This window comes from Pseudomonas sp. TE9122 (assembly GCF_056278925.1).
In genome coordinates this window covers 2,614,472-2,641,337 of the sequence record NZ_JBWBQI010000001.1, presented here as the reverse complement: position 1 = coordinate 2,641,337, position 26,866 = coordinate 2,614,472, and the positions used below count along the sequence as shown (strand labels likewise).

General features: G+C 61.5%; 17 protein-coding genes. 12 read left to right on the top strand and 5 right to left on the bottom strand.

The window, feature by feature from the left end; all coding sequences use genetic code 11:
• Nucleotides 1-50: 50 nt before the first annotated feature.
• The 8 genes from ACZ9BE_RS11935 to ACZ9BE_RS11900 all read left to right on the top strand — a co-directional run bounded on the left by ACZ9BE_RS11935 (nucleotide 51) and on the right by ACZ9BE_RS11900 (nucleotide 15,949).
• Nucleotides 51-473 carry an AprI/Inh family metalloprotease inhibitor gene (locus ACZ9BE_RS11935; protein ID WP_476249469.1) on the top strand — a complete coding sequence of 141 codons (423 nt, stop codon included), beginning with the start codon at nucleotides 51-53 and terminating at the stop codon, nucleotides 471-473.
• A 179-nt stretch (nucleotides 474-652) separates the two neighbouring features.
• Nucleotides 653-2,425, top strand: coding sequence for a type I secretion system permease/ATPase (locus tag ACZ9BE_RS11930; protein WP_056789839.1), 1,773 nt, complete (start codon nucleotides 653-655; stop codon nucleotides 2,423-2,425).
• On the top strand, nucleotides 2,422-3,771 hold the full coding sequence (locus tag ACZ9BE_RS11925; protein ID WP_041480285.1) for an HlyD family type I secretion periplasmic adaptor subunit: 1,350 nt from the start codon (nucleotides 2,422-2,424) through the stop codon (nucleotides 3,769-3,771). Before ACZ9BE_RS11930 ends, ACZ9BE_RS11925 begins: the two co-directional genes overlap by 4 nt.
• Nucleotides 3,772-3,773: 2 nt before the next feature.
• Complete coding sequence (locus ACZ9BE_RS11920) at nucleotides 3,774-5,144, top strand: TolC family outer membrane protein (protein ID WP_476249468.1); 1,371 nt, start codon at nucleotides 3,774-3,776, stop codon at nucleotides 5,142-5,144.
• A 632-nt stretch (nucleotides 5,145-5,776) separates the two neighbouring features.
• A complete protein-coding gene (gene eprS / locus ACZ9BE_RS11915) occupies nucleotides 5,777-8,722 on the top strand; it encodes an autotransporter serine peptidase EprS (protein ID WP_476249467.1) in 2,946 nt (981 codons plus the stop codon).
• 245 nt (nucleotides 8,723-8,967) lie between these two features.
• Nucleotides 8,968-12,045, top strand: coding sequence for an autotransporter domain-containing protein (locus ACZ9BE_RS11910; RefSeq protein WP_476249466.1), 3,078 nt, complete (start codon nucleotides 8,968-8,970; stop codon nucleotides 12,043-12,045).
• Nucleotides 12,046-12,103: 58 nt separating this feature from the next.
• Complete coding sequence (locus ACZ9BE_RS11905; RefSeq protein WP_476249465.1) at nucleotides 12,104-13,792, top strand: polyurethane esterase; 1,689 nt, start codon at nucleotides 12,104-12,106, stop codon at nucleotides 13,790-13,792.
• A gap of 303 nt (nucleotides 13,793-14,095) precedes the next feature.
• The gene (locus ACZ9BE_RS11900; protein WP_476250138.1) at nucleotides 14,096-15,949 is read left to right on the top strand and encodes a polyurethane esterase; all 1,854 of its coding nucleotides are present in this window, start codon (nucleotides 14,096-14,098) and stop codon (nucleotides 15,947-15,949) included.
• A 207-nt stretch (nucleotides 15,950-16,156) separates the two neighbouring features.
• On the opposite strand, the gene ACZ9BE_RS11895 is transcribed toward ACZ9BE_RS11900, so the two are convergent.
• Nucleotides 16,157-16,381 carry a YgdI/YgdR family lipoprotein gene (locus ACZ9BE_RS11895; RefSeq protein WP_016774830.1) on the bottom strand — a complete coding sequence of 75 codons (225 nt, stop codon included), beginning with the start codon at nucleotides 16,379-16,381 and terminating at the stop codon, nucleotides 16,157-16,159.
• Between the two features lie 195 nt (nucleotides 16,382-16,576).
• Between ACZ9BE_RS11895 and ACZ9BE_RS11890 the strand changes: the two genes are divergently transcribed.
• Genes ACZ9BE_RS11890 through ACZ9BE_RS11875 form a run of 4 tightly spaced genes read left to right on the top strand, consistent with a single transcriptional unit; the run spans nucleotide 16,577 to nucleotide 23,080 of the window.
• Complete coding sequence (locus tag ACZ9BE_RS11890) at nucleotides 16,577-18,229, top strand: VRR-NUC domain-containing protein (protein WP_476249464.1); 1,653 nt, start codon at nucleotides 16,577-16,579, stop codon at nucleotides 18,227-18,229.
• The gene (locus tag ACZ9BE_RS11885; RefSeq protein ID WP_476249463.1) at nucleotides 18,226-20,556 is read left to right on the top strand and encodes an ATP-dependent DNA helicase; all 2,331 of its coding nucleotides are present in this window, start codon (nucleotides 18,226-18,228) and stop codon (nucleotides 20,554-20,556) included. The genes ACZ9BE_RS11890 and ACZ9BE_RS11885 overlap by 4 nt, the downstream gene beginning before the upstream one ends.
• A complete protein-coding gene (locus ACZ9BE_RS11880; protein WP_476249462.1) occupies nucleotides 20,549-22,489 on the top strand; it encodes a hybrid sensor histidine kinase/response regulator in 1,941 nt (646 codons plus the stop codon). Before ACZ9BE_RS11885 ends, ACZ9BE_RS11880 begins: the two co-directional genes overlap by 8 nt.
• 57 nt (nucleotides 22,490-22,546) lie before the next feature.
• The gene (locus ACZ9BE_RS11875) at nucleotides 22,547-23,080 is read left to right on the top strand and encodes a hypothetical protein (protein ID WP_016774826.1); all 534 of its coding nucleotides are present in this window, start codon (nucleotides 22,547-22,549) and stop codon (nucleotides 23,078-23,080) included.
• A 234-nt stretch (nucleotides 23,081-23,314) separates the two neighbouring features.
• Here the strand turns inward: ACZ9BE_RS11875 and ACZ9BE_RS11870 are convergent, their stop codons facing one another.
• The 4 genes from ACZ9BE_RS11870 to ACZ9BE_RS11855 all read right to left on the bottom strand — a co-directional run bounded on the left by ACZ9BE_RS11870 (nucleotide 23,315) and on the right by ACZ9BE_RS11855 (nucleotide 26,735).
• A complete protein-coding gene (locus ACZ9BE_RS11870) occupies nucleotides 23,315-23,608 on the bottom strand; it encodes a hypothetical protein (RefSeq protein ID WP_056786199.1) in 294 nt (97 codons plus the stop codon).
• 184 nt (nucleotides 23,609-23,792) lie between these two features.
• Nucleotides 23,793-25,136, bottom strand: a complete 1,344-nt coding sequence (locus ACZ9BE_RS11865) for a cation:proton antiporter (RefSeq protein WP_476249461.1) — start codon at nucleotides 25,134-25,136, stop codon at nucleotides 23,793-23,795.
• A gap of 42 nt (nucleotides 25,137-25,178) precedes the next feature.
• Nucleotides 25,179-25,790 (bottom strand): Yip1 family protein, encoded by a 612-nt coding sequence (locus ACZ9BE_RS11860; protein ID WP_056786193.1) that lies wholly within the window; start codon nucleotides 25,788-25,790, stop codon nucleotides 25,179-25,181.
• 87 nt (nucleotides 25,791-25,877) lie between these two features.
• The gene (locus ACZ9BE_RS11855) at nucleotides 25,878-26,735 is read right to left on the bottom strand and encodes a glucose 1-dehydrogenase (RefSeq protein WP_016774822.1); all 858 of its coding nucleotides are present in this window, start codon (nucleotides 26,733-26,735) and stop codon (nucleotides 25,878-25,880) included.
• Nucleotides 26,736-26,866 lie beyond the last annotated feature (131 nt).

Sequence of the window (26,866 nt, the reverse complement as noted above, 5' to 3'; positions counted from 1 at the left end):
TGCATCGGCCTGATCCCCGAGCAAGGCTACGAGCGGAAGTGAAATTTCCTATGACTCGATACGTTTTAACTGACACGACGATGGCATGGCTGATGGCAGTCACGCTGATGATGACCGGAGCGACAAGCATGGCAAGCAGCCTCAGACTCGAAGAACCCTCGGCATTCGCCGGGCGCTGGCAGGCCACATTGACCGGTCACAACGACACACCCGAAACGCGGTCGTTGCAAGACAAGCCGTCGAACACATGCGTTGTCGATCTTGCGCCAGACAAGACCTTGGGCGAGGGCGCCGATTGTCTGGGCGCGTGGTTGAGCGAAGTCCCGATTGGCTGGTTTCCAGAACCCGATGGCATTGCCATCACTGGCAAGGAGGGTTCGAAAATCGCCTTTTTCAGCCGCCGGGGGGATGGCTCTTACACAAGCAGGTTGAGTTCGCAATTGCTTATCTTGCTCGAACGCGTCGGGCACTAAGCGGTGGCTGGGTAGTTGCGCGAAGTTGATGTACTGCAATAACTGAGCGTTATAACCGCGAAGCCGATCAACTTGTTATGAAATTGTAAGCACTACTTGCAAATGATCTTTGGCAGGTACGCGAAATATCAATGGAATGCTCGTCCGCACCGACGAGACTATGAACTCAGGAAGAATCAATGAAGATGGCGAAGTCTCCGGCCGCTCCGTTAATCAAGGCATTGGGCGACTATAAAAGCATTCTGATCAGCGTCGGTTGTTTCACTGCGTTGATCAACGTGCTGATGCTGGTGCCGTCGATCTACATGCTGCAAGTTTACGACCGGGTGCTGTCGTCACAGAACGAAACCACTCTGGCGATGCTGTCGTTGATGGTGGTCGGGTTCTTCGCCTTCATCGGCCTGCTGGAAGTGATCCGCAGCTTTATCGTCATCCGCATCGGCAGCCAATTGGAGCGGCGCTTCAATCTGCGCGTCTATCAGGCCGCGTTCGAGCGCAACCTGTTCAAGGGTGAGGGTAACGCCGGGCAGTCGCTGGGCGACCTGACCCACATCCGCCAGTTCGTCACCGGCCCGGCGCTGTTCGCCTTCTTCGATGCGCCGTGGTTCCCGGTCTATCTGTTTGTCATTTACCTGTTCAACGTCTGGCTTGGCGTGCTGGCCACGGCAGGCGCGTTGCTGCTGATCGCACTGGCCTGCCTCAACGAATACATGACCAAAAAACCGCTGGGCGAAGCCGCCGGTTTTTCCCAGCAGTCCAGTCAGTTGGCTACCAGTCACTTGCACAACGCCGAAACCATTCAGGCGATGGGCATGCTCGGCTCGCTGCGCAAGCGCTGGTTCGGGGTGCATTCGCGCTTCCTCGGCTTGCAGAACCAGGCCAGCGACACCGGTGCGGTGATCAGTTCGCTGAGCAAGACCCTGCGCCTGTGCCTGCAATCGTTGGTGCTGGGCCTGGGCGCGTTGCTGGTGATCAAGGGCGACATGACTGCGGGGATGATGATCGCCGGTTCGATCCTGATGGGTCGCGTACTGAGCCCGATCGATCAGTTGATCGCCGTTTGGAAGCAGTGGAGCGGGGCGAAGCTGGCTTACCGGCGCCTTGATGCGCTGTTGCAGGCGTTTCCGCCTAGCGACGAGGCGATGGCACTGCCGGCACCGAAAGGCCAGATCAGCTTCGAACAAGTCAGCGCCGGCCCGCCGGGGCAGCGTGCGGCCACTTTGCACATGGTCAATTTCAATCTGAGTGCTGGCGAAGTGCTCGGCGTGCTCGGCGCGTCTGGTTCCGGCAAGTCGACGCTGGCTCGAGTGCTGGTCGGCGTGTGGCCGGTTCTGGGCGGCACGGTGCGCCTCGACGGCGCTGATATCCACCGCTGGAACCGTGATCAGCTCGGCCCGTACATTGGTTATTTGCCGCAAGACATCGAGCTGTTCAGCGGCTCCATTGCCGAAAACATTGCACGATTCAGCGAAGCCGACCCGCAAAAAGTCGTCACCGCCGCGCAACAGGCCGGTGTCCACGAGATGGTCCTGCGCCTGCCGCAGGGCTACGACACGCAACTGGGCGAGGACGGCAGCGGCTTGTCCGGTGGCCAGAAGCAACGCGTGGCCCTGGCCCGCGCGCTGTACGGCACGCCGAGTCTGGTGGTGCTCGATGAACCCAATTCCAACCTCGACACCGTCGGCGAAGCCGCACTGGCCAGCGCCATTGCGCAACTCAAGGCGCAAGGCACCACGGTGATTCTGGTCACGCACCGTTCTTCGGTGCTGGCTCAGGCTGACAAATTGCTCGTGCTCAACGATGGTCGTTTGCAGGCGTTCGGCCCGAGTCAGGATGTGCTCAAGGCACTTTCCGGCCAGCACGAACAGCAACGCGAAAAAGCCGCACAAACACCGGGCGGGCTCAGCATGAGCCGGCAGTATCAGCCCTCGACAAGGAATTCGGGTGTATGAGCAGCGCCAGCATGAACACTGAAAACGAAGCGAACATGGAACACGCCTACCTCACCGAGCGCCCGGAGCGTGATGCGAAATTCTTCGCGCGCATGGGCTGGATTCTGGCCATCGTCGGCGCTGGCAGTTTCTTCACCTGGGCGGCACTGGCGCCGCTGGATCAGGGCATTCCGGTGCAGGGCACCGTGGTGGTCTCGGGCAAGCGCAAGGCCGTGCAGTCGATGAGCAGCGGCGTGGTCAGCCGGATTCTGGTGCGCGAAGGCGAGATCGTGAAGCAGGGCCAGCCGTTGTTCCGCCTTGATCAGACGCAAGTGGCTGCCGACGTGCAATCGCTACAGGCGCAGTACCGCATGGCTTGGGCCAGCCTCGCGCGCTGGCAAGCCGAGCGCGACAACCTCAAGCAAGTGACCTTTCCGGCCGAGCTGAGCAACGACCCGGACCCGCGCCTGGCGCTGGTGCTGGAAGGCCAGCGGCAACTGTTCAGCAGCCGCCGCGAAGCATTCTCCCGGGAACAAGCGGCACTGCGCGCCAATATCGAAGGCGCCACCGCACAACTGGCCGGCATGCGCCGCGCCCGCAGCGACCTCAATGCTCAGGCCAGTTCCCTGCAACAACAACTGAGCAACCTGCAACCGCTGGCCGACAACGGCTACATCCCGCGCAATCGCTTGATGGACTACCAGCGGCAACTGTCGCAGGTGCAGCAGCAGCTGGCGGAAAACACCGGCGAAAGCGGGCGTGTGGAGCAGGGCATCCTTGAATCGCGCCTGAAGTTGCAGCAGCACGGCGAGGAATACCAGAAGGAAGTGCGCACGCAACTGGCCGATGCGCAGTTGAAAAGCGTAACCCTGTCCGAGCAATTGACCTCCGCCGGTTTCGACCTGCAACACAGCGAGATCCTCGCCACCGCCGATGGCGTGGCAGTCAACCTCGGCGTGCACACCGAAGGCGCTGTGGTGCGTCAGGGCGAAACCCTGCTGGAGATCGTTCCGCAAGGCACCACCCTGGAAGTGGAAGGGCACTTGCCGATCAACCTGATCGACAAGGTCGGCACGCATTTGCCGGTGGACATCCTGTTTACCGCGTTCAACCAGAGCAAAACCCCGCGCGTGCCCGGCGCAGTCAGCCTGATCTCCGCCGACCAGATGGTCGATGAGAAAACCGGCGTGCCGTATTACGTGTTGCGCAGCAGCGTCAGCGATCAGGCCATGGAAAAGCTCAACGGCCTGGTGATCAAGCCCGGTATGCCGGCGGAAATGTTCGTGCGCACCGGTGAGCGTTCACTCCTCAACTATTTGTTCAAACCGCTGCTCGATCGCGCCGGTTCCGCGTTGACCGAGGAATAAGGATGTTCGGCTGTATGAAAAAGCTTTCAATGCTGGGGGCGGCAATGATGCTGCTCGCGAGTCACTCGGCAGTCGCGGCCATGGGGCCATTCGAGATTTACGAACAGGCGTTGCGCAACGATCCGGTGTTTCTCGGTGCAATCAAGGAGCGCGATGCTGGCCTGGAAAACCGCGTGATTGGCCGCGCCGGCCTGCTGCCACGGATCGGCTACACCTACAACAAGGGCCGCAACTCGTCCAAGGCGACGTCTCTGGATGATCGTGCGCGCAACCGCACCGATGAGCGCAACTACAACAGTTACGGCTCGGCGCTGACGGTGCAGCAACCGCTGCTTGATTACGAAGCTTACGCGGCGTATCGCAAAGGCGTGGCGCAGTCGTTGTTTGCCGACGAAGCCTTTCGCGGCAAGAGTCAGGAACTGTTGGTGCGCGTGCTGGACAACTACACCAAAGCCTTGTTCGCCCAGGACCAGATCGACATCGCCCAGGCGAAGAAGAAGGCCTACGAGCAACAGTTCCAGCAGAACGAACACATGTTCAAGCAGGGCGAGGGCACGCGCACCGATATTCTCGAAGCCGAGTCGCGCTATGAGCTGGCGACTGCCGAGGAAATCGAAGCGCGCAACGAGCAGGATGCCGCCTTGCGTGAGCTGGGTGCGCTGGTGGGCGTGCCGGCAGTGGACATCGGCGACCTGGCGCCGCTTGGTCAGCAATTCCAGACCTTCACGCTGCAACCGGCCAATTTCGACACTTGGCATGAACTGGCGATCAGCAACAACCCGAACCTCGCTTCGCAGCGGCAGGCCGTGGAAGTTGCGCGCTATGAAGTCGAACGCAACCGCGCCGGACATCTGCCGAAAGTAAGCGCCTATGCCTCGATGCGCGACAACGAGTCCGAAAGCGGCAACACCTATAACCAGCGCTACGAAACCAACACCATCGGCCTTGAAGTCAGCGTGCCGCTGTACGCCGGCGGCGGGGTGTCGGCCTCCACACGTCAGGCCAGCCGCACCATGGAACAGGCCGAATACGAACTGGATGGCAAAACCCGCGAAACCTTGATCGAACTGCGCCGACAGTTCAGCGCCTGCCTCTCGGGCGTGAACAAATTGCGTGCTTATCAGAAGGCTTTGAAGTCGGCGGAAGCACTGGTGGTCTCGACCCGACAAAGCATTCTGGGCGGCGAACGCACCAATCTCGATGCGTTGAATGCCGAGCAGCAACTGTTCACCACCCGCCGCGACCTGGCCCAGGCACGCTACGACTACCTCATGGCCTGGACCAAATTGCATTACTACGCCGGGACTTTGAACGAACAGGATCTGGCGCGGGTGGACGAAGCATTTGTGGTCGCGCAACAGCCCTCACCCTAACCCTCTCCCAGAGGGAGAGGGGACCGATCCGGGGAGATTGGCGAGATGCACCGACTTGAACGAGCTGTGCTGAATCCGTAATCGACTGGTTTTCCAGGTCGCTGAATAACTGAAGACAACACGGTCGGCTCCCTCCCCCTTTGGGAGAGGGCTGGGGTGAGGGGACCGATCCGGGAAGGTTGGCGAGATGCACCGATTTGAACGAGCTGTGCTGAATCCGTAATCGACTGGTTTTCCAGGTCGCTGAATAACTGAAGACAACACGGTCGGCTCCCTCTCCCTTTGGGAGAGGGCTGGGGTGAGGGGAACGGGCGACACCGCAGGATCTGAGGCTTTGCACCGAGACGTTAATGAGCAGGATTTGGCGCGGGTGGACGAAGCATTTGTGGTCGCGCAACAGCCCTCACCCTAACCCTCTCCCAGAGGGAGAGGGGACCGATCCGGGGAGATTGGCGAGATGCACCGACTTGAACGAGCTGTGCTGAATCCGTAATCGACTGGTTTTCCAGGTCGCTGAATAACTGAAGACAACACGGTCGGCTCCCTCTCCCTTTGGGAGAGGGCTGGGGTGAGGGGAACGGGCGACACCGCTATCAGCCCTGAACAAAACAACAAAAAAGAGAATGATGACCATGGACGTACGCATCAAGCCGATTTCGCTCGGCACGCTATTGCTGGTGACCTCGGCAACGCAGGCGCAATACCTGGAACCCGGCCAGCCCGGCAATCCGGCCAGTTGGCGCAGCGCCGAGTTCCTGCGCGACTGGGGCCTGGAACGCATGCAGGCCGATCAGGCCTACGCAACCGGCATCACCGGCAAGGGCGTGAAAATCGGCGCGCTCGATTCCGGTTTCGATGCCGCCCACCCCGAATTCTCCGCCGACCGTTATCACCCGGTAACCGCCAGCGGCAGCTACGTCGATGGCTCAGTGTTCAACGTCGACGGCACGCTCAACCCCAACAACGATTCCCACGGCACCCACGTGGTCGGCACCATGGGCGCCGCCCGTGATGGCAGCGGCATGCACGGGGTGGCGTACAACGCGCAAATCTACGTCGGCAACACCAACAAGAACGACAGTTTCCTCTTCGGCCCCAGCCCTGATCCGCGTTATTTCAAAGCGGTCTACGACAGCCTCGCCAATGCCGGGGTGCGGGCGATCAACAACAGTTGGGGCAGTCAGCCGCCGGATGTCAGTTACCGCACTCTCGCGGATCTGCACGCCGCCTACGCGCAACACTGGAACAAGGGCACCTGGCTCGACGCCGCTGCCGATGTTTCCCGGCGCGGCGTGATCAATGTCTTCAGCGCCGGCAACAGCGGCTACCCGAATGCCAGCGTACGTTCGGCGCTGCCGTACTTTCAGCCGGATCTGGAAGGTCACTGGCTGGCGGTGTCCGGGCTCGATCAGAGCAATCAGCAGAAATACAACCAGTGCGGCATCGCCAAATACTGGTGCATCACCACACCGGGGGCGAAGATCGACAGCACCATTCCCGGTGGCGGTTATGCGATCAAGTCCGGTACCTCGATGGCGGCGCCGCACGCGACCGGCGCCCTGGCGCTGGTGATGGAACGTTATCCGTACATGAACAATCAGCAGGCGCTCGAGGTGCTGCTGACCACCGCCACCCAGCTCGATGGCGCGGTCACCGACGCACCGAACGAGCGCGTCGGTTGGGGCGTCGCCAATCTCAATCGGGCGATGCGCGGGCCGGGGCAATTGCTCGGTACGTTCGACGCGAATCTGGGGGCAGGGCAGCGCGATGTCTGGAGCAATGACATCTCTGACAAGGCGCTGCTCCAGCGCCAGCGCGAAGACCTCGCCGAGCACAGCGCCTGGCAGCAAACCCTGCAGGACAAAGGCTGGGAGAACGGTGTCCCGGCCGGCGCCAGTCAGCAGGACCAGACCGATTACGCCATCGGCATGCTGCGTGATGCGGCAGCGGCAAACCGGGTGTATGAGGGCAGCCTGATCAAGTCCGGCGCCGGGCAATTGCTGCTCAGTGGCGCTAACACCTATCGCGGCCCGACCACCGTCAACGGCGGTCTGCTGACCGTGAACGGTTCGCTGACCTCAGCGGTCACCGTCAACGACAGCGGCACCCTCGGCGGCTCCGGACGCATCGGCGCGTTGACCGCCAACAGCGGCGGCCGGGTCGCACCGGGCAATTCCATCGGCACCTTGAACGTCGCTGGTGATGTGACACTCGCCCCGGGCTCGACTTACGCCGTCGAGCTATCGCCCACAAGCAGTGACCGCATCGTTGCCGGTGGCACGGCAACCGTCAGCGGCGCCAGCGTCAGCCTGGCGCTGGAAAACAGCCCGACCTTGCTCAGCAGCGCCGAAGCGCAAAGCCTGCTTGGTCGCCAGTACAACATCCTGCAAGCGGCCGGCGGCGTGCAGGGGCAGTTCGCTGCAGTAGTGCCGAACTACCTGTTCATCGGCGGCGCCCTCGACTACGCCGCAAGCGGCATCCAGCTGAATATCCAGCGCAATGCCACAAGCTTCGCCAGCGTCGGGCAAACGCCGAACCAGCGTTCGGTGGCCGCTGCAGTTGAAGGTCTGGGCGCCGGCAATTCGGTTTACGAAAGTGTGCTTCGTGCACCGACTCAGGCCTCGGCGCAGCAAGCCTTCCAGCAACTGAGCGGCGAGATTTATCCGGCGCTGGGGACGATGCTGATCAATGACAGCCGCCAGTTGCGTGATGCGGTTGGCGAGCGGCTGCACGATGAATCGGCGACACGCAGCAATGGCTGGATCAAAGCACTCGGCGCCTGGGGCAGTACCGATTCGGGCCACGACACGGCGGGCTACAACACCTCGATCGGCGGCCTGCTGGCGGGGGTCGACGGCGCGCTGGACGAGCAGACCCGCATCGGTCTGGTCACTGGCTACAGCGACAGCTCCTTGAACATGGGCTCGGGCACGCATTCTTCGGCGAAAGTCGACAGCTATCACCTCGGCACTTACGCCGCACACGATCTCGGCGCCTGGCGCTTGAGCACTGGCGCGGCCTACAGCTGGCATCGCGGCGATGTGAAGCGCGATCTGCAATACGACGAGGTCAGCGCCAAGCAGAAAGCCAAAGTTGACGCGACCACCACCCAAGTCTTCGGCGAAGCGGCGTATCGCTTGCAGCTGCAAGCGCTGGCGCTGGAACCGTTCGCCAACCTGACCTACCTGCATCTGGACACCGAAGGCTTCACCGAAAAGGGCGATGCCGCTGCGCTCAAAAGCTCTGGAGATCGACGCGATGTGGCGCTGAGCACCTTGGGCGTGCGGGCGAGCAAAACCTTCAACCTTTCGAACCAGCAAGCGCTGGACGTCAGCGCGCGTCTCGGCTGGCAGCACAGCCTCAGCGATATCGAATCAGAGCAGCATTTGCGTTTTGCCAGCGGCGGCACGCCGTACTCAGTGGAGAGTTCGGCGCTGGTACGTGATGCCGCACTGGTCGGCGTGCAGGCCAGTCTGGCATTGAGCAAGGACGTGCGGGTCAACCTCGATTACAACGGCCAACTGGCCAGCCGCGAGAAGCTGCATGGCGTAGGGCTGAGTCTGAACTGGCAGTTCTGATTACATGGGTTTGAGCCACAGTGGCGAGGGGATTTATCCCCGCTCGACTGCGCAGCAGTCGCAAAACCTGATCGTTCCCACGTGCAGCAAGGGAATTGATCGTCCCCACGCTCTGCGTGGGAACGCCTCCAGGGACGCTCCGCGTTCCAATGGGACGCAGAGCGTCCCGGGCTGCATTCCCACGCGGAGCGTGGGAACGATCAAGGCAACCGGATTCTTCGCAACATCACTAAGGAAGGTCGTGGATGGATAACAACAATACCCCCGCGCAATCGGGTGGCCGCTTTGCCCTGAAAACCCTGACAGTCGCCATGCTCTGTGCCAGTGCGATGGCACAGGCAGCGCCTTACGTTGAAAACGGCCGCAGCGGCGATCCGTCGAGCTGGCGCAGCAATGAATTCAAGGCTGACTGGGGCTTGGGCGCGATCGGCGCGGATTACGCCTACGCCGCCGGCTACACCGGCAAAGGCGTGAAGCTGGGCATCTTCGATCAGCCGGTCTACGCCGCACATCCGGAGTTCTCCGGCAGCAACAAAGTCGTCACCCTGGTCACCAGCGGCATTCGCGAATACACCGACCCTTACATCCCGGTAAAGGCCGGCGATGCGTTCCTCTATGACGGTTCACCCTCGGTCGGCTCCAACGGCAAGCTCGGCGCCCATGGCACGCACGTCGGCGGCATCGCGGCGGGCAGTCGCGACGGCGGGGTGATGCACGGTGTTGCATTCGGTGCGCAGATCATCAGCGCCGATAACGGCGACCCAGGCCCGGAAGACGGCATCGTGCGCGGCAACGACGGCGCGGTGTACAAGGCCGGTTGGGATGCGCTGATCGCCAGCGGTGCGCGGATCATCAACAACAGCTGGGGCATCGGCATCACCGACCGCTTCGACCTCGGCGGCCGCGATCCGGCGTATCCGCACTTCACCGTCAACGACGCGCAATTGCAATTTAACGAAATCCGCACGCTGCTCGGCACCAAACCCGGCGGCGCTTACGACGGCGCCATCGCCGCCGCTCGCAGCGGCATCGTCACCATTTTTGCCGCCGGCAACGATTACAACCTGAACAATCCCGACGCCATTGCCGGCCTGGGTTATTTCGTCCCGGACATCGCGCCGAACTGGATCACCGTCGCCGCGTTGCAGCAAAACCCGGACACCGCCAGCGCCAATCCGTACGTGATCAGCACGTTCTCCTCGCGCTGCGGCTATACGGCGAGTTACTGCGTCTCGGCGCCGGGCACCAAGATCTACAGCTCGATCATCGAAGGCACCAACGCCGGCAACCTGACCACCAGCTACGCCAATTACAACGGCACCTCGATGGCGGCGCCGCATGTCGCTGGTTCCATTGCCGTACTGATGGAGCGTTTTCCGTACATGAGCGGCGACCAGGTCGCCAGCGTGTTGCGCACCACTGCGACCGACCTCGGTGCGCCGGGCATCGACGCCTTGTACGGTTGGGGCATGATCAACCTGCGCAAGGCCATCAACGGCCCGGCGATGTTCGTGACCGAGCAGGACATTCCCGAAGAATTCCGCGTGCAGGGCGCTTACGGGTCCGGCCAGTTCGTGGCTGACTTGCCGGGCATCGGTGCGATCATCGATCAGGGCAAACCCACCGAACGCGTGTGCATCGATATCACGTGCGGCCTCGACACCTGGCGCAACGACATCGGCGGCCACGGCGGTCTGACCAAGCAAGGCATCGGCACCCTGGTGCTGACCGGCAATAACACTTACAGCGGCCCGACCCTGGTCAATCAGGGTCGACTGGCCATCAACGGTTCGCTGCAATCGGCGGTCACTGTCAACAATGGCGGCATCCTCGGCGGCAATGGCCGCATCGGCGCGCTGGCAGTGAACAGCGGCGGTACGGTGGCGCCGGGCAACTCCATCGGCACCTTGAACGTCGCCGGTGACGTGACCTTCGCGCCGGGTTCGACCTACGCCGTAGAGCTGTCGCCAACCAGCAGCGATCAGATCGTTGCGGGCGGCAAAGCCATCATCGACGGTGCCACGGTGAGCCTGTCGCTGGAAAACAGCCCGACCTTGCTCAGCACCGGCGAAGTGCAAAGCCTGCTCGGCACTCGCTACAACATCCTGCAAGCGGCGGGCGGCATTGAAGGGCGCTTCGGTCAGGTCTTGCCGAATTACGCCTTCCTTGGCGGCACTCTGGATTATTCGGCGGGCGGCATTCAACTGGCGGTCGGGCGCAATGAGGCATCGTTCGCCAGCGTCGGTCTGACGCCGAACCAGCGCGCCGTCGGTGCGGCTGCCGAACGTCTGGGTGCGGGCAACGCGCTGTTCGAAACCCTGTTGCTGTCGCCCAACGCGGCGTCGGCGCAGCAGGCCTTTCAACAGTTGTCCGGCGAGATTCACCCGGCCATCGGCACGCTGCTGATCAACGACAGCCGCTACCTGCGCGAAGCCGTCGGCGAGCGCCTGCGTGAGCGTGATCTGTTCAATGCCGATGCGCCGACTGATGATCGCAGCAACGTCTGGGTCAAGGTCCTCGGCTCGTGGGGCGAGAGTGACGGCGGACACGACAATGCCGATTCCAATAGCTCCATCGGTGGGCTGCTGGCTGGTGTCGACGGTCTGATTGCTGAAGATACCCGTCTCGGTTTCGTCACCGGTTACAGCGACAGTTCGTTGAGCATGGGCAGCGGCACGCATTCGTCGGCGTCGGTCGACAGCTACCACTTGGGTGCGTATCTGGGCCATGAAATCGACGCGTTGCGCCTGACCGTCGGCGGCGCCTACAGCTGGCATCGCATCGACGTCAAACGTGATCTGCAGTTCGGCGACGTCAGCGGCAAACAGAAAACCAAACGCGACGCGACCACCGCGCAAGTGTTCACCGAGGCCGCATACGATCTGGGCCTGCAACCGATGAACCTGGAGCCGTTCGCCAATCTGTCCTACGTGCACCTCAACACCGACAGCTTCACCGAGAAGGGTGACGCTGCCGCGCTCAAGGGTGGTGAAGACAACCGCGACGTGGTGCTGTCGACCCTCGGCGTGCGCGCCAAGCGCAGCTTCGCTGTGTCGGACAAGCATCAGTTGGAACTGGGCGCCAGTCTCGGCTGGCAGCACAACCTGAGCAGCGTCGATGCCGACAGCCATCTGGCCTTCGCCAACGGCAATAGCGCGTTCACCGTGCAGAGCGTGTCGATGGATCGTGACGCTGCTGTGGTCGGAGTGCGCGCCGGGCTGGCGCTCAATCGCGACGTGCGGGTCAACCTTGACTACAACGGCCTGATCGGCTCGAACGAGAAGGATCACGGCGTCGGTCTGACCCTCGACTGGCAGTTCTGAGGCGTAACCGGCAGCGCTTCTCGGGCTGCCGGTTTTTCAAGGAAAAGGAGCGCTGCACATGGGATTGTTCGATTACAAAAATGCCGACGGCAAAGGGTTGTACAGCGACGCCATCGCACTGACGCTGTATGCCTACACGCCCACCGGCAAACCGTTGCCGGCCACGGCGTGGGCACCGGTCACGGCGACGGCGCTGGGCTATCAGGGCAAGGTCGGCGTGCAAGGCACGTTCTTCGGGGAACAGGATGGCTTCACCAGCGCCGAGGCCGAAGTGCTCGGCAAGTATGACGCTGCTGGCAAGTTGATCGGCCTTGGCATTGCCTTTCGCGGCACTGGCGGGCTGGGTTACAGCGACACTTTCGGTGATCTGAAAAACAATCTGCTCGCGGCGGTCGGGCCGTCGGATTACGCGAGCAATTACGCGAAAAACGCGTTCGACAATCTGCTCAAGGCCGTCGCCGCTTTCGCGATTGCCAACGGTGTTGCTGCCAAGGACGTATTGATCAGCGGCCACAGCCTCGGCGGGCTTGGGGTAAATAGTGTTGCTGAATTGAGCGGGGACAACTGGGGCGGCTTCTACAAGGATGCCAATTACATCGCCTTCGCCTCGCCGACCCAGAGCAACTCCGGCAACCAGGTGCTCAATATCGGTTTCGAAAACGATCCGGTATTTCGCGTGCTCGACGGCACCACGTTCAGCACGGCATCGATGGGCAAGCACGACAAGCCCCACGAATCGACCACCGACAACCTGGTCAATTTCACCGATAACTACGCTTCCACGGCGCAGAACCTGGTGCCGTTCAGCATCGCCAACCCGTTGAACTGGTCGGCGCACAGTTCACTGGGCTACGCCGATGGCTTGAATCGGGTGATCGATTCGGCGTTCTACAACCTGACCGAGCGCGACTCGACAATCATCGTCGCCAATCTCGACGAGGCATCGCGGAGCAAGACCTGGGTCGAGGACCTGGGCCGCAGCGGCGAGCCGCACAGCGGCAGCACCTTCATCATCGGCACGCAGAGCAGCGACTGGCTCAAGGGCGGGGCGGGTAACGACTTTCTTGAAGGACTGGGCGGCGACGACCGTTTTCGTGATGACGGCGGCTACAACGTCATTTTCGGCGGGCAGGGCCATAACACCTTCGAACTGCAGAAACCGTTGCAGAACTTCAGCTTCGCCAACGACGGCGACGGCACGCTGTACGTGCGCGACGCCTACGGCGGCGTCAGCCTGACCCGCGACATCGGCGCGCTGGTCAGTAAAGAGGCCGGTTCGTGGTGGGGCAGCAAGGAGATCACCTGGGGCGTCACCGCCAAGGGCCTGAGCAACGGCAGCGAACTGACCCAGTACAACCATTCGCTCAGCGGTGATGGCTACGGCAATGCCTTGCATGCCACGGCCGATGGCGACTGGCTGTTTGGCCTTGGTGGCGATGATCAACTGATCAGCGACAAGTCGCAGGTGACTTTTGTGGGTGGCGCCGGCAACGACGTGATGACGGCGGTGGGTGGCGGCAACACCTTCCTGTTCAGCGGTGCGTTCGGTTTCGATGCGATCAATGGTTATCAAGGCAGCGACAAACTGCTGTTCATGGGCGTCGCGGGCGCGGGACAGGGTTATGACTACAAGCAGCATGCCGCGCAGTCCGGCGCTGATACCGTGCTGAAGGTCGGCGATTTTGCCGTGACGCTGATTGGCGTCGGCGTGACTGACCTGACGGACTCGAGTTTCGTCTTTGCCTGATTCCGAAGTTGCAGGAGATCTCATTGTGGGAGCGAACCTGCTCGCGAAAGCGGTGGGTCAGGCGATTGTGATGTTGAATGTGCTGCCGCCTTCGCGAGCAGGCTCGCTCCCACAGGTACGGCGTACACATGAACGTTCCCACGCTCTGTGTGGGAATGCAGCCGGGGACGCTCTGCGTCCCACAAGATCGCAGCCTTCGGCAGCTCCTACAGAGGATGTGCAAGATGTAACGAATGCTCCAGAGCCCCGCGCTCTGGCTGTGAGCTATCTCTGACAATTCCAACAACAAGAGAGGCAATGGCAATGGGTGTATACGACTACAAGAACTTCGGCACAGCCGATTCCGCGGCGCTGTTCAGCGATGCCATGGCGATCACGCTGTATTCCTATCACAACCTCGATAACGGCTTCGCCGCCGGTTATCAGCACAACGGCTTCGGCCTGGGCCTGCCGGCAACGCTGGTCACCGCACTGATTGGCGGCACCGATTCGCAAGGGGTGATCCCCGGTATCCCGTGGAATCCCGACTCGGAAAAACTCGCCCTCGATGCCGTGCAAAAGGCCGGCTGGACGCCCATCACCGCTGCGCAATTGGGCTACGACGGCAAGACCGATGCACGCGGGACGTTCTTCGGCGAGAAGGCCGGCTACACCAGCGCGCAAGTGGAAATCCTCGGCAAGTACGATGTCCAGGGTCACCTCACCGAACTGGGTATCGCCTTTCGCGGCACCAGCGGCCCGCGCGAAATCCTCATTGGTGATTCGATTGGCGACGTGATCAACGATCTGCTCGCGGCGTTCGGCCCGGCCGATTACGCAAAAAACTACGTCGGCGAAGCTTTCGGCAATCTGCTCAACGATGTCGTCGCATTCGCCCGGGCCAACGGCCTCAGCGGCAAGGACGTGCTGGTCAGCGGTCATAGCCTGGGCGGCCTGGCGGTGAACAGCATGGCTGACTTGAGCGCTGGCAAGTGGGGCGGTTTCTTCGCCGATTCCAACTACATCGCCTACGCCTCGCCGACCCAGAGCAGCGGCGACAAGGTGCTGAATATCGGCTACGAAAACGACCCGGTGTTTCGCGCCCTCGACGGTTCGACCTTCAGCAGTGCCTCGGTGGGTGTGCACGATGCGCCGCACACATCCACCACCGACAACCTCGTCAGCTTCAACGATCACTACGCCTCGAACGCCTGGAACGTGCTGCCGTATTCGATCCTGAATATCCCGACCTGGATTTCGCACCTGCCCACTGGCTACGGCGACGGCATGACCCGCGTGCTGGAATCGAAGTTCTACGACCTTACCAGCCGCGACTCGACGATCATCGTCGCCAACCTGTCCGACCCGGCGCGGGCCAACACTTGGGTACAGGACCTCAACCGTAACGCCGAAACCCACAAGGGCAGCACGTTCATTATTGGCAGTGACGGCAACGACCTGATCCAGGGCGGCAGCGGCAACGACTACCTGGAGGGACGCGCCGGCAACGACAGCTTCCGCGACATCGGCGGCTACAACGTCATTCTGGGCGGGCAGGGCAACAACACGCTCGACTTGCAGCAAACAGTGAAGAACTTTGATTTCGCCAACGACGGTGCCGGCAACCTGTACATCCGCGATGCCAACGGCGGGATCAGCATTACCCGCGACATCGGCAGCATTGTCAGCAAAGAGCCGGGTTTTCTCTGGGGCGTGTTCAAGGACGACGTGTTGCACAGCGTCACGGCCACGGGGCTGAAAGTCGGCAGTAATCTCACCGTTTATGAGTCGAGCATGAAAGGCACGGCTGCCAATGACATGCTCAAGGCGCATGCGGGCGGCGATTGGCTGTTTGGCCTTGAGGGCAATGATCATTTGCTCGGCGGCGCGGGCAATGATGTGTTTGTCGGCGGCGCTGGCAACGATTTGCTGGAATCGGGCGGCGGGGCGGATACGTTTCTGTTCCACGGCGCGTTCGGCCAGGATCGGGTCGTTGGCTACACGGCCGATGACAAACTGGTGTTTCTCGGCGTACAGGGTGTGTTGCCGGGGGATGATTTGCGCGCCCATGCGTCGGCGGTCGGGCAGGATACCGTACTGACATTTGGTGGGGATTCGGTGACGTTGGTGGGGGTGGCGCTGGGGAGTTTGAGCGACGACGGGGTGGTTATCGCCTGAGGTTGATGCGGGGCCTGTGCCGGCCCCTTCGCGAGCAGGCTCGCTCCCACAGGGGATTTGTGAACGACGCAGATCCAGTGTGTGATCGTTCCCACGCTCCGCGTGGGAATGCAGCCCGGGACGCTCTGCGTCCCACTCGAGAGCCGAACGCGGAGCGTCCGTGGAGGCATTCCTTTGCTGCGCATGGGAACGATCATTCAGGCCAAGTCAGTCTTCCTTGCGCACGGTCGCGACTTCATCGGCGCGAACCTTGACCTTGGCGCCAGAGATGTCTTCGAATTCGTAGAAACCATCTTCGGTCTCGGTCTTCGGCATGTCCTCAGTCAGGTACTGGGTGCCGTTCTGCAGCGTCACCACGGTCTGGGTCGAACAGCCGCCCAGCGCCAACAGGGCTGCGACTGCTACAGGAATACCCAGCATCTTGATTTTCATACCCACCTCTGACTCCTTGCTTGAATGTGATTGCGGGCATTGTCGGCCCTGTAACGCGGTTGGTGCCAGCAGCGGCGGAAAAGTTCGATGGCGGCGCGAAAAAATGCCATTGATCTTTTTCCGTTTGCGCCGGGCAGGGCTGAGCTGTTATCTGTACGCATAACCAGTGTTCGCTTGCCGTGGCTTTGAATTCCCGTGACCTCCAACCCTCTCGACGATCCGTTCTATTACCTCAACAACTTCCGGCAAGTGCTTGATTGGCTTGGGCTTCGCTATGCCGATGTGATGAGCGCAAGCGAGCACGGCTTCATCCGCGACTTCAACACGCTGCCGCAAGCCTCGCAGGGATTGCTGGTGCGCATGGTCATGCGCAAGGGCATTCACTTTCGCGCGAGCAAACTCAACTATCTGGAAATCGGCGACATTGCCGAGGCGGCGCGGCCGTTGCTCGAACACGGCTGGCTCGACGAACACGCTGCGCTGACCCTGGCAGAGCTGTTTGATGTCCTGCTCAAGGCCGAGCTGCTGCAAGCGTTCGGCACCTTTATAGAACAGCCGAAAGGGCGCAAGGACGAGTGGCTGCCCGTGCTGGCCGAACAGTTCAGCGAGGCGCAAACCCTGCGCGTCTGGGCGCCGCAACTGGCCGACCGGCTGTTCAGCCTGACCCTGATGGATTTGTGCGATCGCCTGCGGCTGATGTTCTTCGGCAATCTGTATCAGGACTGGTCGGAGTTCGTGCTGGCCGACCTGGGCATCTTCACTTATGAAAAAGTCGAGTTCTGCGCTGACTCCCGAGGCCTGCGCAGTCGCGAAGACGTCGATGCCTGCCTGTTTCTGCATCAGTGCCAGCTGCGTTTCGAGGCCGGTGAGCCGCTGGCGGAAATCGTCGAACAGATCAACGCCGTGCAGTTCGACAACCCGTGGCTACGCCGTCGGCAAGCCAAGGCGTTGTTCCAGATCGGCCAGTATGCCGAGCGCATCGGCGACTTTGCGCTGGCCCTGAGTGTTTACCGCGACTGCGCCTATCCTGGTGCGCGACTGCGGATGATCCGTGTGCTTGAACGTTGCGGCGAATACGCGCTGGCGCTGGAGCTCGGCACGCTGGCCGAACAGGCGCCGCAAAGTGCCGCCGAGCAGCAGGGCTTACAACGCATCGTCCCGCGTCTGCGGCGCAAACTCGGTGGCCCGCCGCTCAAGCGTGCCAAGGCCAGAGAGGTCGAGCGCCTCGATTTGCATTTGCCGCGCAGCGATCCGGCGCGGTCGGTGGAATTTCACGTACAAGCGCACTTGCACGCCGATGACGGCCCGGTGCATTACGTCGAGAACAGCCTGATCAATTCACTGTTCGGCCTGTTGTGCTGGCCGGCGATCTTCGCGCCGTTGCCGGGCGCGTTCTTCCACCCGTTCCAGCGCGGCCCGGTGGATCTGCTCAGCGAAGACTTCCTCGAGCGCCGCGCCGAGCTGTTCCAGGCCTGCCTGGGCGAACTCGATGACGGCCGCTACGCCGAGACCATCCGCCAGCGCTTCGTCGACAAGTGGGGCATCCAGTCGCCGTTCGTGTTCTGGGGCGCGCTCAACGAAGACTTGCTGGAACAGGCGCTGGCCTGTCTGCCCGCCGAACACCTCAAACACTGGTGCAATCGTCTATTGCTCGACATCAAGGCCAACCGCGCTGGCATGCCGGACCTGATCCAGTTCTGGCCGCAGCACAAGACCTACCGGATGATCGAAGTCAAAGGCCCCGGCGACCGCTTGCAGGACAATCAACTGCGCTGGCTGGAGTTCTGCCACGAGCACCAGATGCCAGTGGCGGTGTGTTACGTGCAATGGGCGGAGCAGAGCGCTTGAGTTACAGCGTTGCCGTGCGTGCACTGTGCGAGTTCACCGCCAAGACCGGTGATCTCGACCTGCGCTTCACCCCGTCACCAACGGCGCTCGAAGGCATCGTCGGCCATCGCACCGTGGCGTCGCGGCGCAGTGAGCAGTACCAGAGCGAAGTGGCGCTGCAAGGCGAATTCGGCGAGCTGAAGGTCAAGGGCAGGGCGGATGGCTACGACCCGGCGCAAAACTGCCTGGAAGAAGTCAAAACCTATCGCGGCGACCTCAGCAGGCAACCGGCCAATCACCGCCAGTTGCACTGGGCGCAGGCGAAAATCTACGGCTGGTTGATGTGCCAGAAACTGCAATTGCAGCAGATCAATCTGGCGCTGGTGTATTTCGACGTCGTCAGCGAAAAGGAAACCTGCCTGGTCGAATCCCACAGCGCCGAGTCACTCCAGACGTTTTTCACGCAGCAGTGCGGCTTGTTCCTGCAATGGGCCGAGCAGGAAATGGCCCATCGCGAAGCGCGCAATCTGGCCGCGCAGCAACTGGCGTTCCCGCATGCGGATTTTCGTCCCGGCCAACGGCATCTGGCCGAATCAGTGTTCAAAGCCGTCAGCACCGGCCGCTGTCTGATGGCCCAGGCACCGACCGGGATTGGCAAAACCCTTGGCACGCTATTCCCAATGCTCAAGGCCCTGGCGCCGCAGCAACTGGACAAGGTGTTCTTTCTCACCGCCAAGACTCCCGGACGCAAACTGGCGCTCGATGCCAGTCAGGTGTTGTTCAGGCAAGCGCCGGACTTGCCGCTGCGGGTGATGGAAATGGTTGCTCGCGACAAGGCCTGCGAACATCCGGACAAAGCCTGCCACGGTGAATCCTGTCCGTTGGCCCAGGGTTTTTATGATCGCCTGCCGGCTGCCCGCGAATCTGCCAGCCATATCAATCTGCTGGATCAGGCGGCGATGCGTGAAGTTGCCGCGCAGCACAGCGTATGCCCGTATTACCTCAGTCAGGAAATGGCCCGTTGGGCGGATGTGGTGGTTGCCGACTACAACTATTACTTCGACTTCAGCGCGCTGCTGTTCGGCCTGGCCCAGCTCAATCAATGGAAAGTCGCGGTGCTGGCCGACGAGGCGCACAACCTGGTCGAACGCGGCCGGCAAATGTACAGCGCCAGCCTCGACCAGTTCACCCTCGCCAGCGTGCGCAAAACCGCGCCGGCAGCGCTGAAGAATGCCCTGCAACGGGTCAACCGCGAATGGAACGCGCTGCATGCGCCGCAACTGGCGGCGTATCAGGCGTACGACAAGGCGCCGGACAAGCTCCTGCACGCCATTTCGCTGTGTTGCGCGGCCATTGGCGATTACCTCAACGAACATCCGCAAGGCCTCGACAGCGGCCTGCAGAATTTCTATTTCGACTTGCTGCAATTCGCCCGGGTCGCCGAGCTGTACGACGAGCATTACCTGTTCGATATCAGCAAACGCGATCTCGACCGCAAACGTCCGTTGTCGCAACTGTGCCTGCGCAACGTGGTGCCGGCTTCGTTCATCGGCCCGCGCCTGACAGCGGCGCGCAGTAGCGTGCTGTTCTCGGCCACGCTGAGCCCGCGCAATTATTACGCCGACCTGCTCGGCACGCCCGCCGACACGGTGTGCATCGACGTCGAATCGCCGTTCAGCGCCGAGCAGTTGCAGGTGCACATCGTCAGCCAGATCTCCACGCGTTTTAACCATCGCCAGGCCTCGCTGGAGCCTATCGTCGAGCTGATCGCGCGCCAGTTCAGCGAGCGCCCGGGCAACTATCTGGCGTTCTTCAGCAGTTTCGATTACCTGCAACAGGTCGCGACCTTATTGGCCGAGCGCCATCCGCACATCACTCAATGGCTGCAATCGCGGGGCATGGCCGAGGGCGCGCGGCAGGCGTTTCTCGACCAGTTCAGCGCCGACAGCCAGGGCGTCGGGTTTGCGGTGCTGGGCGGGGCGTTTGGCGAGGGCATCGATTTGCCCGGCGCGCGGCTGATCGGCGCGTTCATCGCCACGCTGGGGCTGGCTCAGCTCAACCCGGTCAACGAGCAGATGAAGCGGCGCATGGCCGCCATTTTTGGCGCCGGCTACGACTACACCTATCTGTATCCGGGCATGCAAAAAGTCGTACAAGCCGCCGGGCGGGTGATTCGCACCCGTGAGGATCGCGGCACGGTCATGCTCATTGATGACCGCTTTGCCGAGAGCCGCATCCAGCAACTGCTGCCGCGCTGGTGGGCGATCAAAAGCGAACCGGCGCTTTTCAAATCGACGGATTCACGCATACTTCAGCCCATGACAGTGGCTGGTGAGTGTGATGAGTGAAAACAACAGTACCGCAGCGATCGAAGACAGCCGTTTCCGGCTGCTGATCGACGCGGTTGTCGACTATGCGATCTACATGATCGACCCCGACGGTACCATCACCAGTTGGAACTCCGGCGCCAAACGCTTCAAGGGCTACGAAGAAGCGGAAATCATCGGCGAGCATTTCTCGCGTTTCTATACCCCGGAAGACCGCGCCAACGGCATGCCGCAACGGGCGCTGGACACAGCGATCCGTGAAGGTCGCTTCGAAGGCGAGGGCTGGCGCGTGCGCAAGGACGGCACGCACTTCTGGTCGCACGTGGTGATCGATCCGATCATCGACCCCAACGGCGAACTGCTCGGTTTCGCCAAGATCACTCGCGACCTCACCGACCGCAAGATGGCCGAGGAAACCCTCAAGCAAAGCGAACAGCAGTTCCGCCTGCTGGTGCAGGGCGTTACCGACTACGCGATCTACATGCTCAGCCCCGAAGGTTGCGTCAGCAACTGGAACCAGGGCGCGCAGCGCATCAAGGGTTACTTGCCGGAAGAAATCATCGGCCAGCATTTTTCGATTTTCTACACCCCCGAAGACCGCGAACTCGGCGAGCCGCAGCGCTCGCTGGAGATTGCCACCCGCGAAGGCCGGTTCGAGAGCCGCAGTTGGCGGATGCGCAAGGACGGCACGCGGTTTCTTGCCCACGTGGTCGTCGATGCGATTCGCGGCGACACCGGCACGCTGCTCGGCTTTGCCAAGATCACCCGCGATGTGACCGAGGCGCACGAGGCGCAGCAGGCCCTGGAAAAGACCCGCGAGGCGTTGTTCCAGGCGCAGAAGATGCAGGCGATCGGCCAACTCAGCGGCGGTATCGCCCATGACTTCAACAACCTGCTGACGGTGATTCTCGGCAATCTCGAGATCGTGCAGAAACGCATCGGCGACGCGCCGAAAATCGCTCGACTGCTGGAGAACGCCACCCAAGGGGCCTTGCGCGGTGTCTCGTTGACCCAGCGCATGCTGGCCTTCGCCCGGCGTCAGGAACTCAAGACCGAATCGGTGGATATCCCGCAACTGGTGCAAGGCATCACCGGGCTGCTGCGCAGTTCGCTCGGACCGGGCATTCGTATCGAAACACGCTTTCCCGACGATCTGCAGCCAGTGCTGGCCGACAGCAATCAGCTGGAGCTGGCGATCCTCAATCTCGCCACCAATGCCCGCGATGCCATGCCCGAGGGCGGCACGGTGATCATTCAGGCGCAAGCCGAAGTGGTGCTGGAACAAACTCATTCGACCCTGGCAGCGGGGCGTTACGTGTGCCTGAGCCTGATCGACAGCGGCGAAGGCATGGATGAAGCCACGCTGGCCTGCGCCCGCGACCCGTTCTTCACCACCAAGGGCCTGGGCAAAGGCACCGGGCTGGGCTTGTCGATGGTGCACGGCTTTATCGAGCAGTTGGGCGGGCGCTTTACTCTCAAAAGCGAGAAGGGCCACGGCACGGCGGCCGAACTGTGGATTCCGGTGGCGCTAGAGCAAACGGCCAGTCGCCCGGCGTACAGCAACGCCGCGCCCATTGCGGTGCCGAGGCTCAGTGTGCTGGTGGTCGATGACGATTCGCTGGTGCTGACCAGCACCAGTCTGCTGCTGGAAGACCTCGGCCACCGCGTCATCGGCGCGACCTCCGGCGCCCAGGCGCTGGCGCTGTTCGATCAGGGCGAAGTGATCGATCTGGTGATCACCGACATGGCCATGCCAAAAATGAGCGGCGCGCAACTGGCCCATGCCTTGCGCATGCTCAAGCCGGATTTGCCGATCATTCTCGCCACTGGATACGCCGAACGTTTGGAAGGCTTCGCCGCCGATCTGCAGCGTCTGCCGAAACCGTTCACCCAGTTGAATCTGGTACAGATCATCGCCCAGTCGATGAAGTGGCGCGCTGGTCGATCCGGCTGAACTAGTGCTGACGCGTGCCTTTCCAAAAGTCTTGTTCACTTTTGGAGGGCACGTATCTTGTCTCGCATATTGACCCAGCCAAGCGCTGTTGAAGAAGCCTTGGCTGAACACGACGCCAAGATGTTTGGCTCACCCAAGGAGCGTCTGGATTTCTATCGCCGGGAAATCCAGTACGAAACCAGCATCCTTGCCAACCGCACCGACGCCTATCTGGCGGCGCAGTCGTTTCTGGTGATCGCTTTCGCCTCGTGCATGGCCAACCTAAATCCCGAGTGGGGCAAGATGTTCACCCTTGTCGTGCCGCCGTTTCTGGCGCTGCTTGGTGTGCTCAGTTCGCTGAATGCCTGGCCGGGGATTCGTGCGGCGTACGACATCATCGATCACTGGCACTTCAAACAGAGCCAGTTGCTGCACAGCGAGCCGGTGATGGGCGCGGCGTATGACGAGTCTCCACTGTTCAGCGAAATGGAATCGAGCCACAAGGGCTATCGCAAGTCGCTGCTGTTCTCAGTGCGCACGCCTTGGATTTTTGCGACGTTCTGGGTGATGTTGGGGGTGTATGCGGTGTTTATTCAGGTGACCAATCCTTGAGGTGGATTGGTCGGGGGCAGGGGACAGGTGCTGGATTTTGTGGTGTTAGTGAGATCTTACCCCCTCACCCCAGCCCTCTCCCCCAAGGGGGCGAGGGGGAAAGGGAGCAGATCTTCATGCTTTTCAAAATCTACATTCGGCGCGGTACGCCAGGTCGGTGTAGCACGTGAGAACACCCCGGTCAGTCCCCTCTCCCTCGGGGAGAGGGCTAGGGTGAGGGGCTTTTGACTTTTATCACGCAATTTCCAGCTCACGCCGCGGTGTAACAGCATTCTGCACCGCTGCCGGAATAGGCGGAAAATCCTCATTCAGCACACACAGATGATCAATCGCATCTTCAAATTTCGCATCGGCTTTCTTGCGCAGTGCCCGGTATTGCTCAAAGCGTTCGAAGTCGGTCGGGGTCTGTTCCAGCAGCGCGTTGGCCGCTCGGTTCAGTTCGTGGGCTTCTTCGAACAGTTGACGATTGCGTTCCAGAGCCAGTGCTCTGCAAGCCTTGATTTGCGCAGGAGTCGAGCATTCGTTCATGACTGTGACCTTGTTTGTGTCGGGGTTCCGTTTGATAGGCTGTTCACCGCAGGGGAACCGAACCTGCCGGGTCGCGCTGGATGGTTGGCGCGGTTAAAGGTGTGACCCTTGGGTCGCGCCCGGCGATCCATTTTTTTGTAGAAAAATCTTCGATGATTTTCGTCAAAGCGCAGCGGTTGAAGAATCAGCTTTTTCGTTGCTTCAGACTTTCATAGCGCGCCAGCATCGGCTGTGTGCTGATGCCATGCAGCAGGATACTCAGGGCCACCACCGACAACGTGATGTCGGTACAGACCTTGGCAACGTCGGAATCGAGGCCATGGTTCAGGGCGAAGAACAGATAGAACAGGCTGCCGATGCCACGAATGCCAAACCAGCCGATCAACAAACGCTGCGGCCCGCTGAGCAGATTGCCCCACGGCATCAGCGTCACGCTCAGCGGTCGGATCAGACCGAACAGCACGGCGCCGATCCACAACGCCCGCCAGTCCCAATGCGCAATCAGCACGACGCCGAGCAGGGTCACCAGAAACACTTCCATCGCCCGCTCGACCAGACTGCCGAATGCGAGCATGTCGCCCATCATGATTCCCGCCGCGACCTGGCTGTCTTCCAACTGCTCCGTGTCGCCATGCACGGCGTTCTGTGGTTCGACGTTCTGATGACCGACCACCGGCTGCACCAGATGCTCGGCAGGTGCCTGGGTGATGCCCGTGGATTTGACTTCCTCCTGACGCAGACCCAGGCCAGCAGCGAAGACCGCAAGAAAGCCGTAGCCGCCAATGGCGTCGGCCACCACGTAGGACAGTGCGATCAGCGCGAGGGTCAGGTAATCGTTCGGGCCGAGGGTGCTGTCCTCGTTGTGAATGCGTAGTAACAGAGCGATGCGGCCAATGCCGCGCCCCATCCAGTAACCGGTGAGCAAACCCGCCGGCACCGCCCACAACAGACTGCGAAGCACCCAGTGCTGCCATTCGCCAGCGCTGCCGTCACCGTGCAGCAACAGCAGGCCGAGAATCACGAAAGGGAAAGCCACGCCATCATTGAGCCCGGCTTCACCGGAGAGGCCGAAGCGCACGCTGTCGACGTCCTGCGCATCATTGACCTGCACCAGTGCGGCGAGCACCGGGTCGGTCGGGGCCAGAATCGCGCCGATCAGCAACGACGGTCCCCACGGCAATTGCAGGCCCCAATGCAATAGCAGGCACACGCCGATAATCGTCAGAATCATTACCGGCCCGGCCAGACCAAAAGCGATACGCCAGGTCTTGTGGGCCAACGGCAACCGCAGCTTCAGACCGCAGACGAACAAGGAAAAGAGCACCGCGACTTCAGTCAGGTGCTCCATCCACAATGATGATTCTTCCAGCGGCAATTGCAGCAGGTCGAGGCCGCTGGGGCCGATGGCGATGCCGAGCAGCAGGCACACCGCCGAGGTGGTGACCGGCATCCAGCGCAACCAAGACGACGTCAGGGCCAGCGTCAGCAGCACGGCGCCGAGCACCGCGACCCATACGCCGAAACTCATGACCGCTCACTTCGGTGAATTCTCAAGGACAGGCGCACCGGGTCAGCTCACGGTCGTGCGCAGGTACTCGGGGATGAGCACGTTGAACCACAGCAGAATCATCGACACCAGCATGGTCACCAGCACCAGCAGGCCGACGCCCCACACGCACGCCGAATACAACAGGCCTTGCTCCTTGCGCTCATGCATGAAGGTCGGCAGGCCGACGAACAGCAAAAACGTCGAATAGATTGACGCCGCGCCGAGCACCAGAATCGCCAGCCAGCGGCTCGGGTACAGCCCGGCGATCCCGGCGAGGAAAAACGGCGTCACCGTGTAAGCGGCAAAACCGATGCATTGATTCAGCGTTGGCCGCGCGTCAAATGAACGCGACATCCATCTGATAAACCCGCCGATAACCGCCACACCGGCGACAATCGTCACGTACAGCAGCACGCTCAACTGCAGGGCGCTGGCCGTGCTCAGGCGCACGTTCTCACCCGCGGCGAGGCTCCAACCGACTTGAGTGGTGCCGATGAACAGGCACACGGCCGGAATCAACGCGAGCAGCAGCAAATGCGCGAGGTAGTGGCGGGGATGGGTTTCTTCTTCGCGGCGGATATCGGTCCAGGCGAAGTTGGGTTGGGTGAAGAGTCTGACGAGGGGGGCGGACATGACAACCTCCTGTTCCAGTTGGCCCGTAGGCGCTTAAAGGTATGGAGAGATGCCATGCCGCTCGGGTTCAGTTTTTCTGCTGCACGGTTACAGCATCGGTTTGCCGCCGGTCACGCCGTAGCGCTGGCCGGTGATATAGCTGGCTTCGTCGGAGGCCAGCAGCACGTAAATCGGTGCGACTTCCACCGGTTGGCCCGGACGGCCGAGCGGGGTGCTGCCGCCGAAGTTCTGTACTTCTTCGTCGGGCATGGTCGAGACGATCAGCGGCGTCCAGATCGGGCCAGGGGCGACGCTGTTGACGCGAATTTCCTTCGGCCCGAGCATCTGCGCCAGGCCACCGGTGAAATTGGCGATTGCGCCTTTGGTGGTGGCGTACGCCAGCAGAGTCGGCTTGGGCATGTCCGAGTTGACCGAGCTGGTGTTGATAATCGACGAACCGGGGCGCATGTGTTTGATCGCCGCCTGGCAGATCCTGAACATGGCAGTGATATTCACGTCGAAGGTCATCACCCATTCGTCATCGGGGATTTCCTCGAAGTTTTCATGGGTCATCTGGAACGCGGCGTTGTTGACCAGAATGTCGATGCGGCCAAAGCGCTCGACGGTCTTGTCGACCAGCGCCTGGCACTGAGCCTTCTCGGCGATATCGCCCGGCAGCAGGATGCACTGACGCCCGGCCTGCTCGACCCAGCGTGCGGTTTCCTTGGCGTCTTCGTGTTCATTCAGGTAAGCCACGGCGACGTCGGCGCCTTCACGGGCGAAGGCAATCGCCACCGCGCGACCGATGCCGCTGTCGGCACCGGTGATCAGCGCGATCTTGCCGGCGAGGCGGCCGGAACCGACGTAACTTTGCTCGCCGCAGTCTGGATACGGTTCCATCTTGCGTTGCGAGCCGGGCACCGGTTGGGCTTGTTTCGGGAAGGGTGGTTTTGGATAGTCAGTCATCGCAGGGTCTCCTGATTTCAAGTCCAGTGTTCCGGGTTGACCCGGTGGCTTTGCCTTGAGTTCGATCGGATTTGCGCTGGATTCTGGTTGGCGATGCAAAACCAATGTGGGAGCGAGCCTGCTCGCGAAAG

Excerpts from the sequence above, each read along its gene's own strand:
- eprS (WP_476249467.1), top strand. The coding sequence starts at position 5,777 with ATGGACGTACGCATCAAGCCGATTTCGCTCGGCACGCTATTGCTGGTG.
- ACZ9BE_RS11900 (WP_476250138.1), top strand. The coding sequence starts at position 14,096 with ATGGGTGTATACGACTACAAGAACTTCGGCACAGCCGATTCCGCGGCG.
- ACZ9BE_RS11865 (WP_476249461.1), bottom strand. The coding sequence starts at position 25,136 with ATGAGTTTCGGCGTATGGGTCGCGGTGCTCGGCGCCGTGCTGCTGACG.
- ACZ9BE_RS11930 (WP_056789839.1), top strand. The coding sequence starts at position 653 with ATGAAGATGGCGAAGTCTCCGGCCGCTCCGTTAATCAAGGCATTGGGC.
- ACZ9BE_RS11880 (WP_476249462.1), top strand. The coding sequence starts at position 20,549 with ATGAGTGAAAACAACAGTACCGCAGCGATCGAAGACAGCCGTTTCCGG.
- ACZ9BE_RS11860 (WP_056786193.1), bottom strand. The coding sequence starts at position 25,790 with ATGTCCGCCCCCCTCGTCAGACTCTTCACCCAACCCAACTTCGCCTGG.
- ACZ9BE_RS11920 (WP_476249468.1), top strand. The coding sequence starts at position 3,774 with ATGTTCGGCTGTATGAAAAAGCTTTCAATGCTGGGGGCGGCAATGATG.
- ACZ9BE_RS11935 (WP_476249469.1), top strand. The coding sequence starts at position 51 with ATGACTCGATACGTTTTAACTGACACGACGATGGCATGGCTGATGGCA.
- ACZ9BE_RS11925 (WP_041480285.1), top strand. The coding sequence starts at position 2,422 with ATGAGCAGCGCCAGCATGAACACTGAAAACGAAGCGAACATGGAACAC.
- ACZ9BE_RS11855 (WP_016774822.1), bottom strand. The coding sequence starts at position 26,735 with ATGACTGACTATCCAAAACCACCCTTCCCGAAACAAGCCCAACCGGTG.
- ACZ9BE_RS11905 (WP_476249465.1), top strand. The coding sequence starts at position 12,104 with ATGGGATTGTTCGATTACAAAAATGCCGACGGCAAAGGGTTGTACAGC.
- ACZ9BE_RS11870 (WP_056786199.1), bottom strand. The coding sequence starts at position 23,608 with ATGAACGAATGCTCGACTCCTGCGCAAATCAAGGCTTGCAGAGCACTG.
- ACZ9BE_RS11895 (WP_016774830.1), bottom strand. The coding sequence starts at position 16,381 with ATGAAAATCAAGATGCTGGGTATTCCTGTAGCAGTCGCAGCCCTGTTG.
- ACZ9BE_RS11910 (WP_476249466.1), top strand. The coding sequence starts at position 8,968 with ATGGATAACAACAATACCCCCGCGCAATCGGGTGGCCGCTTTGCCCTG.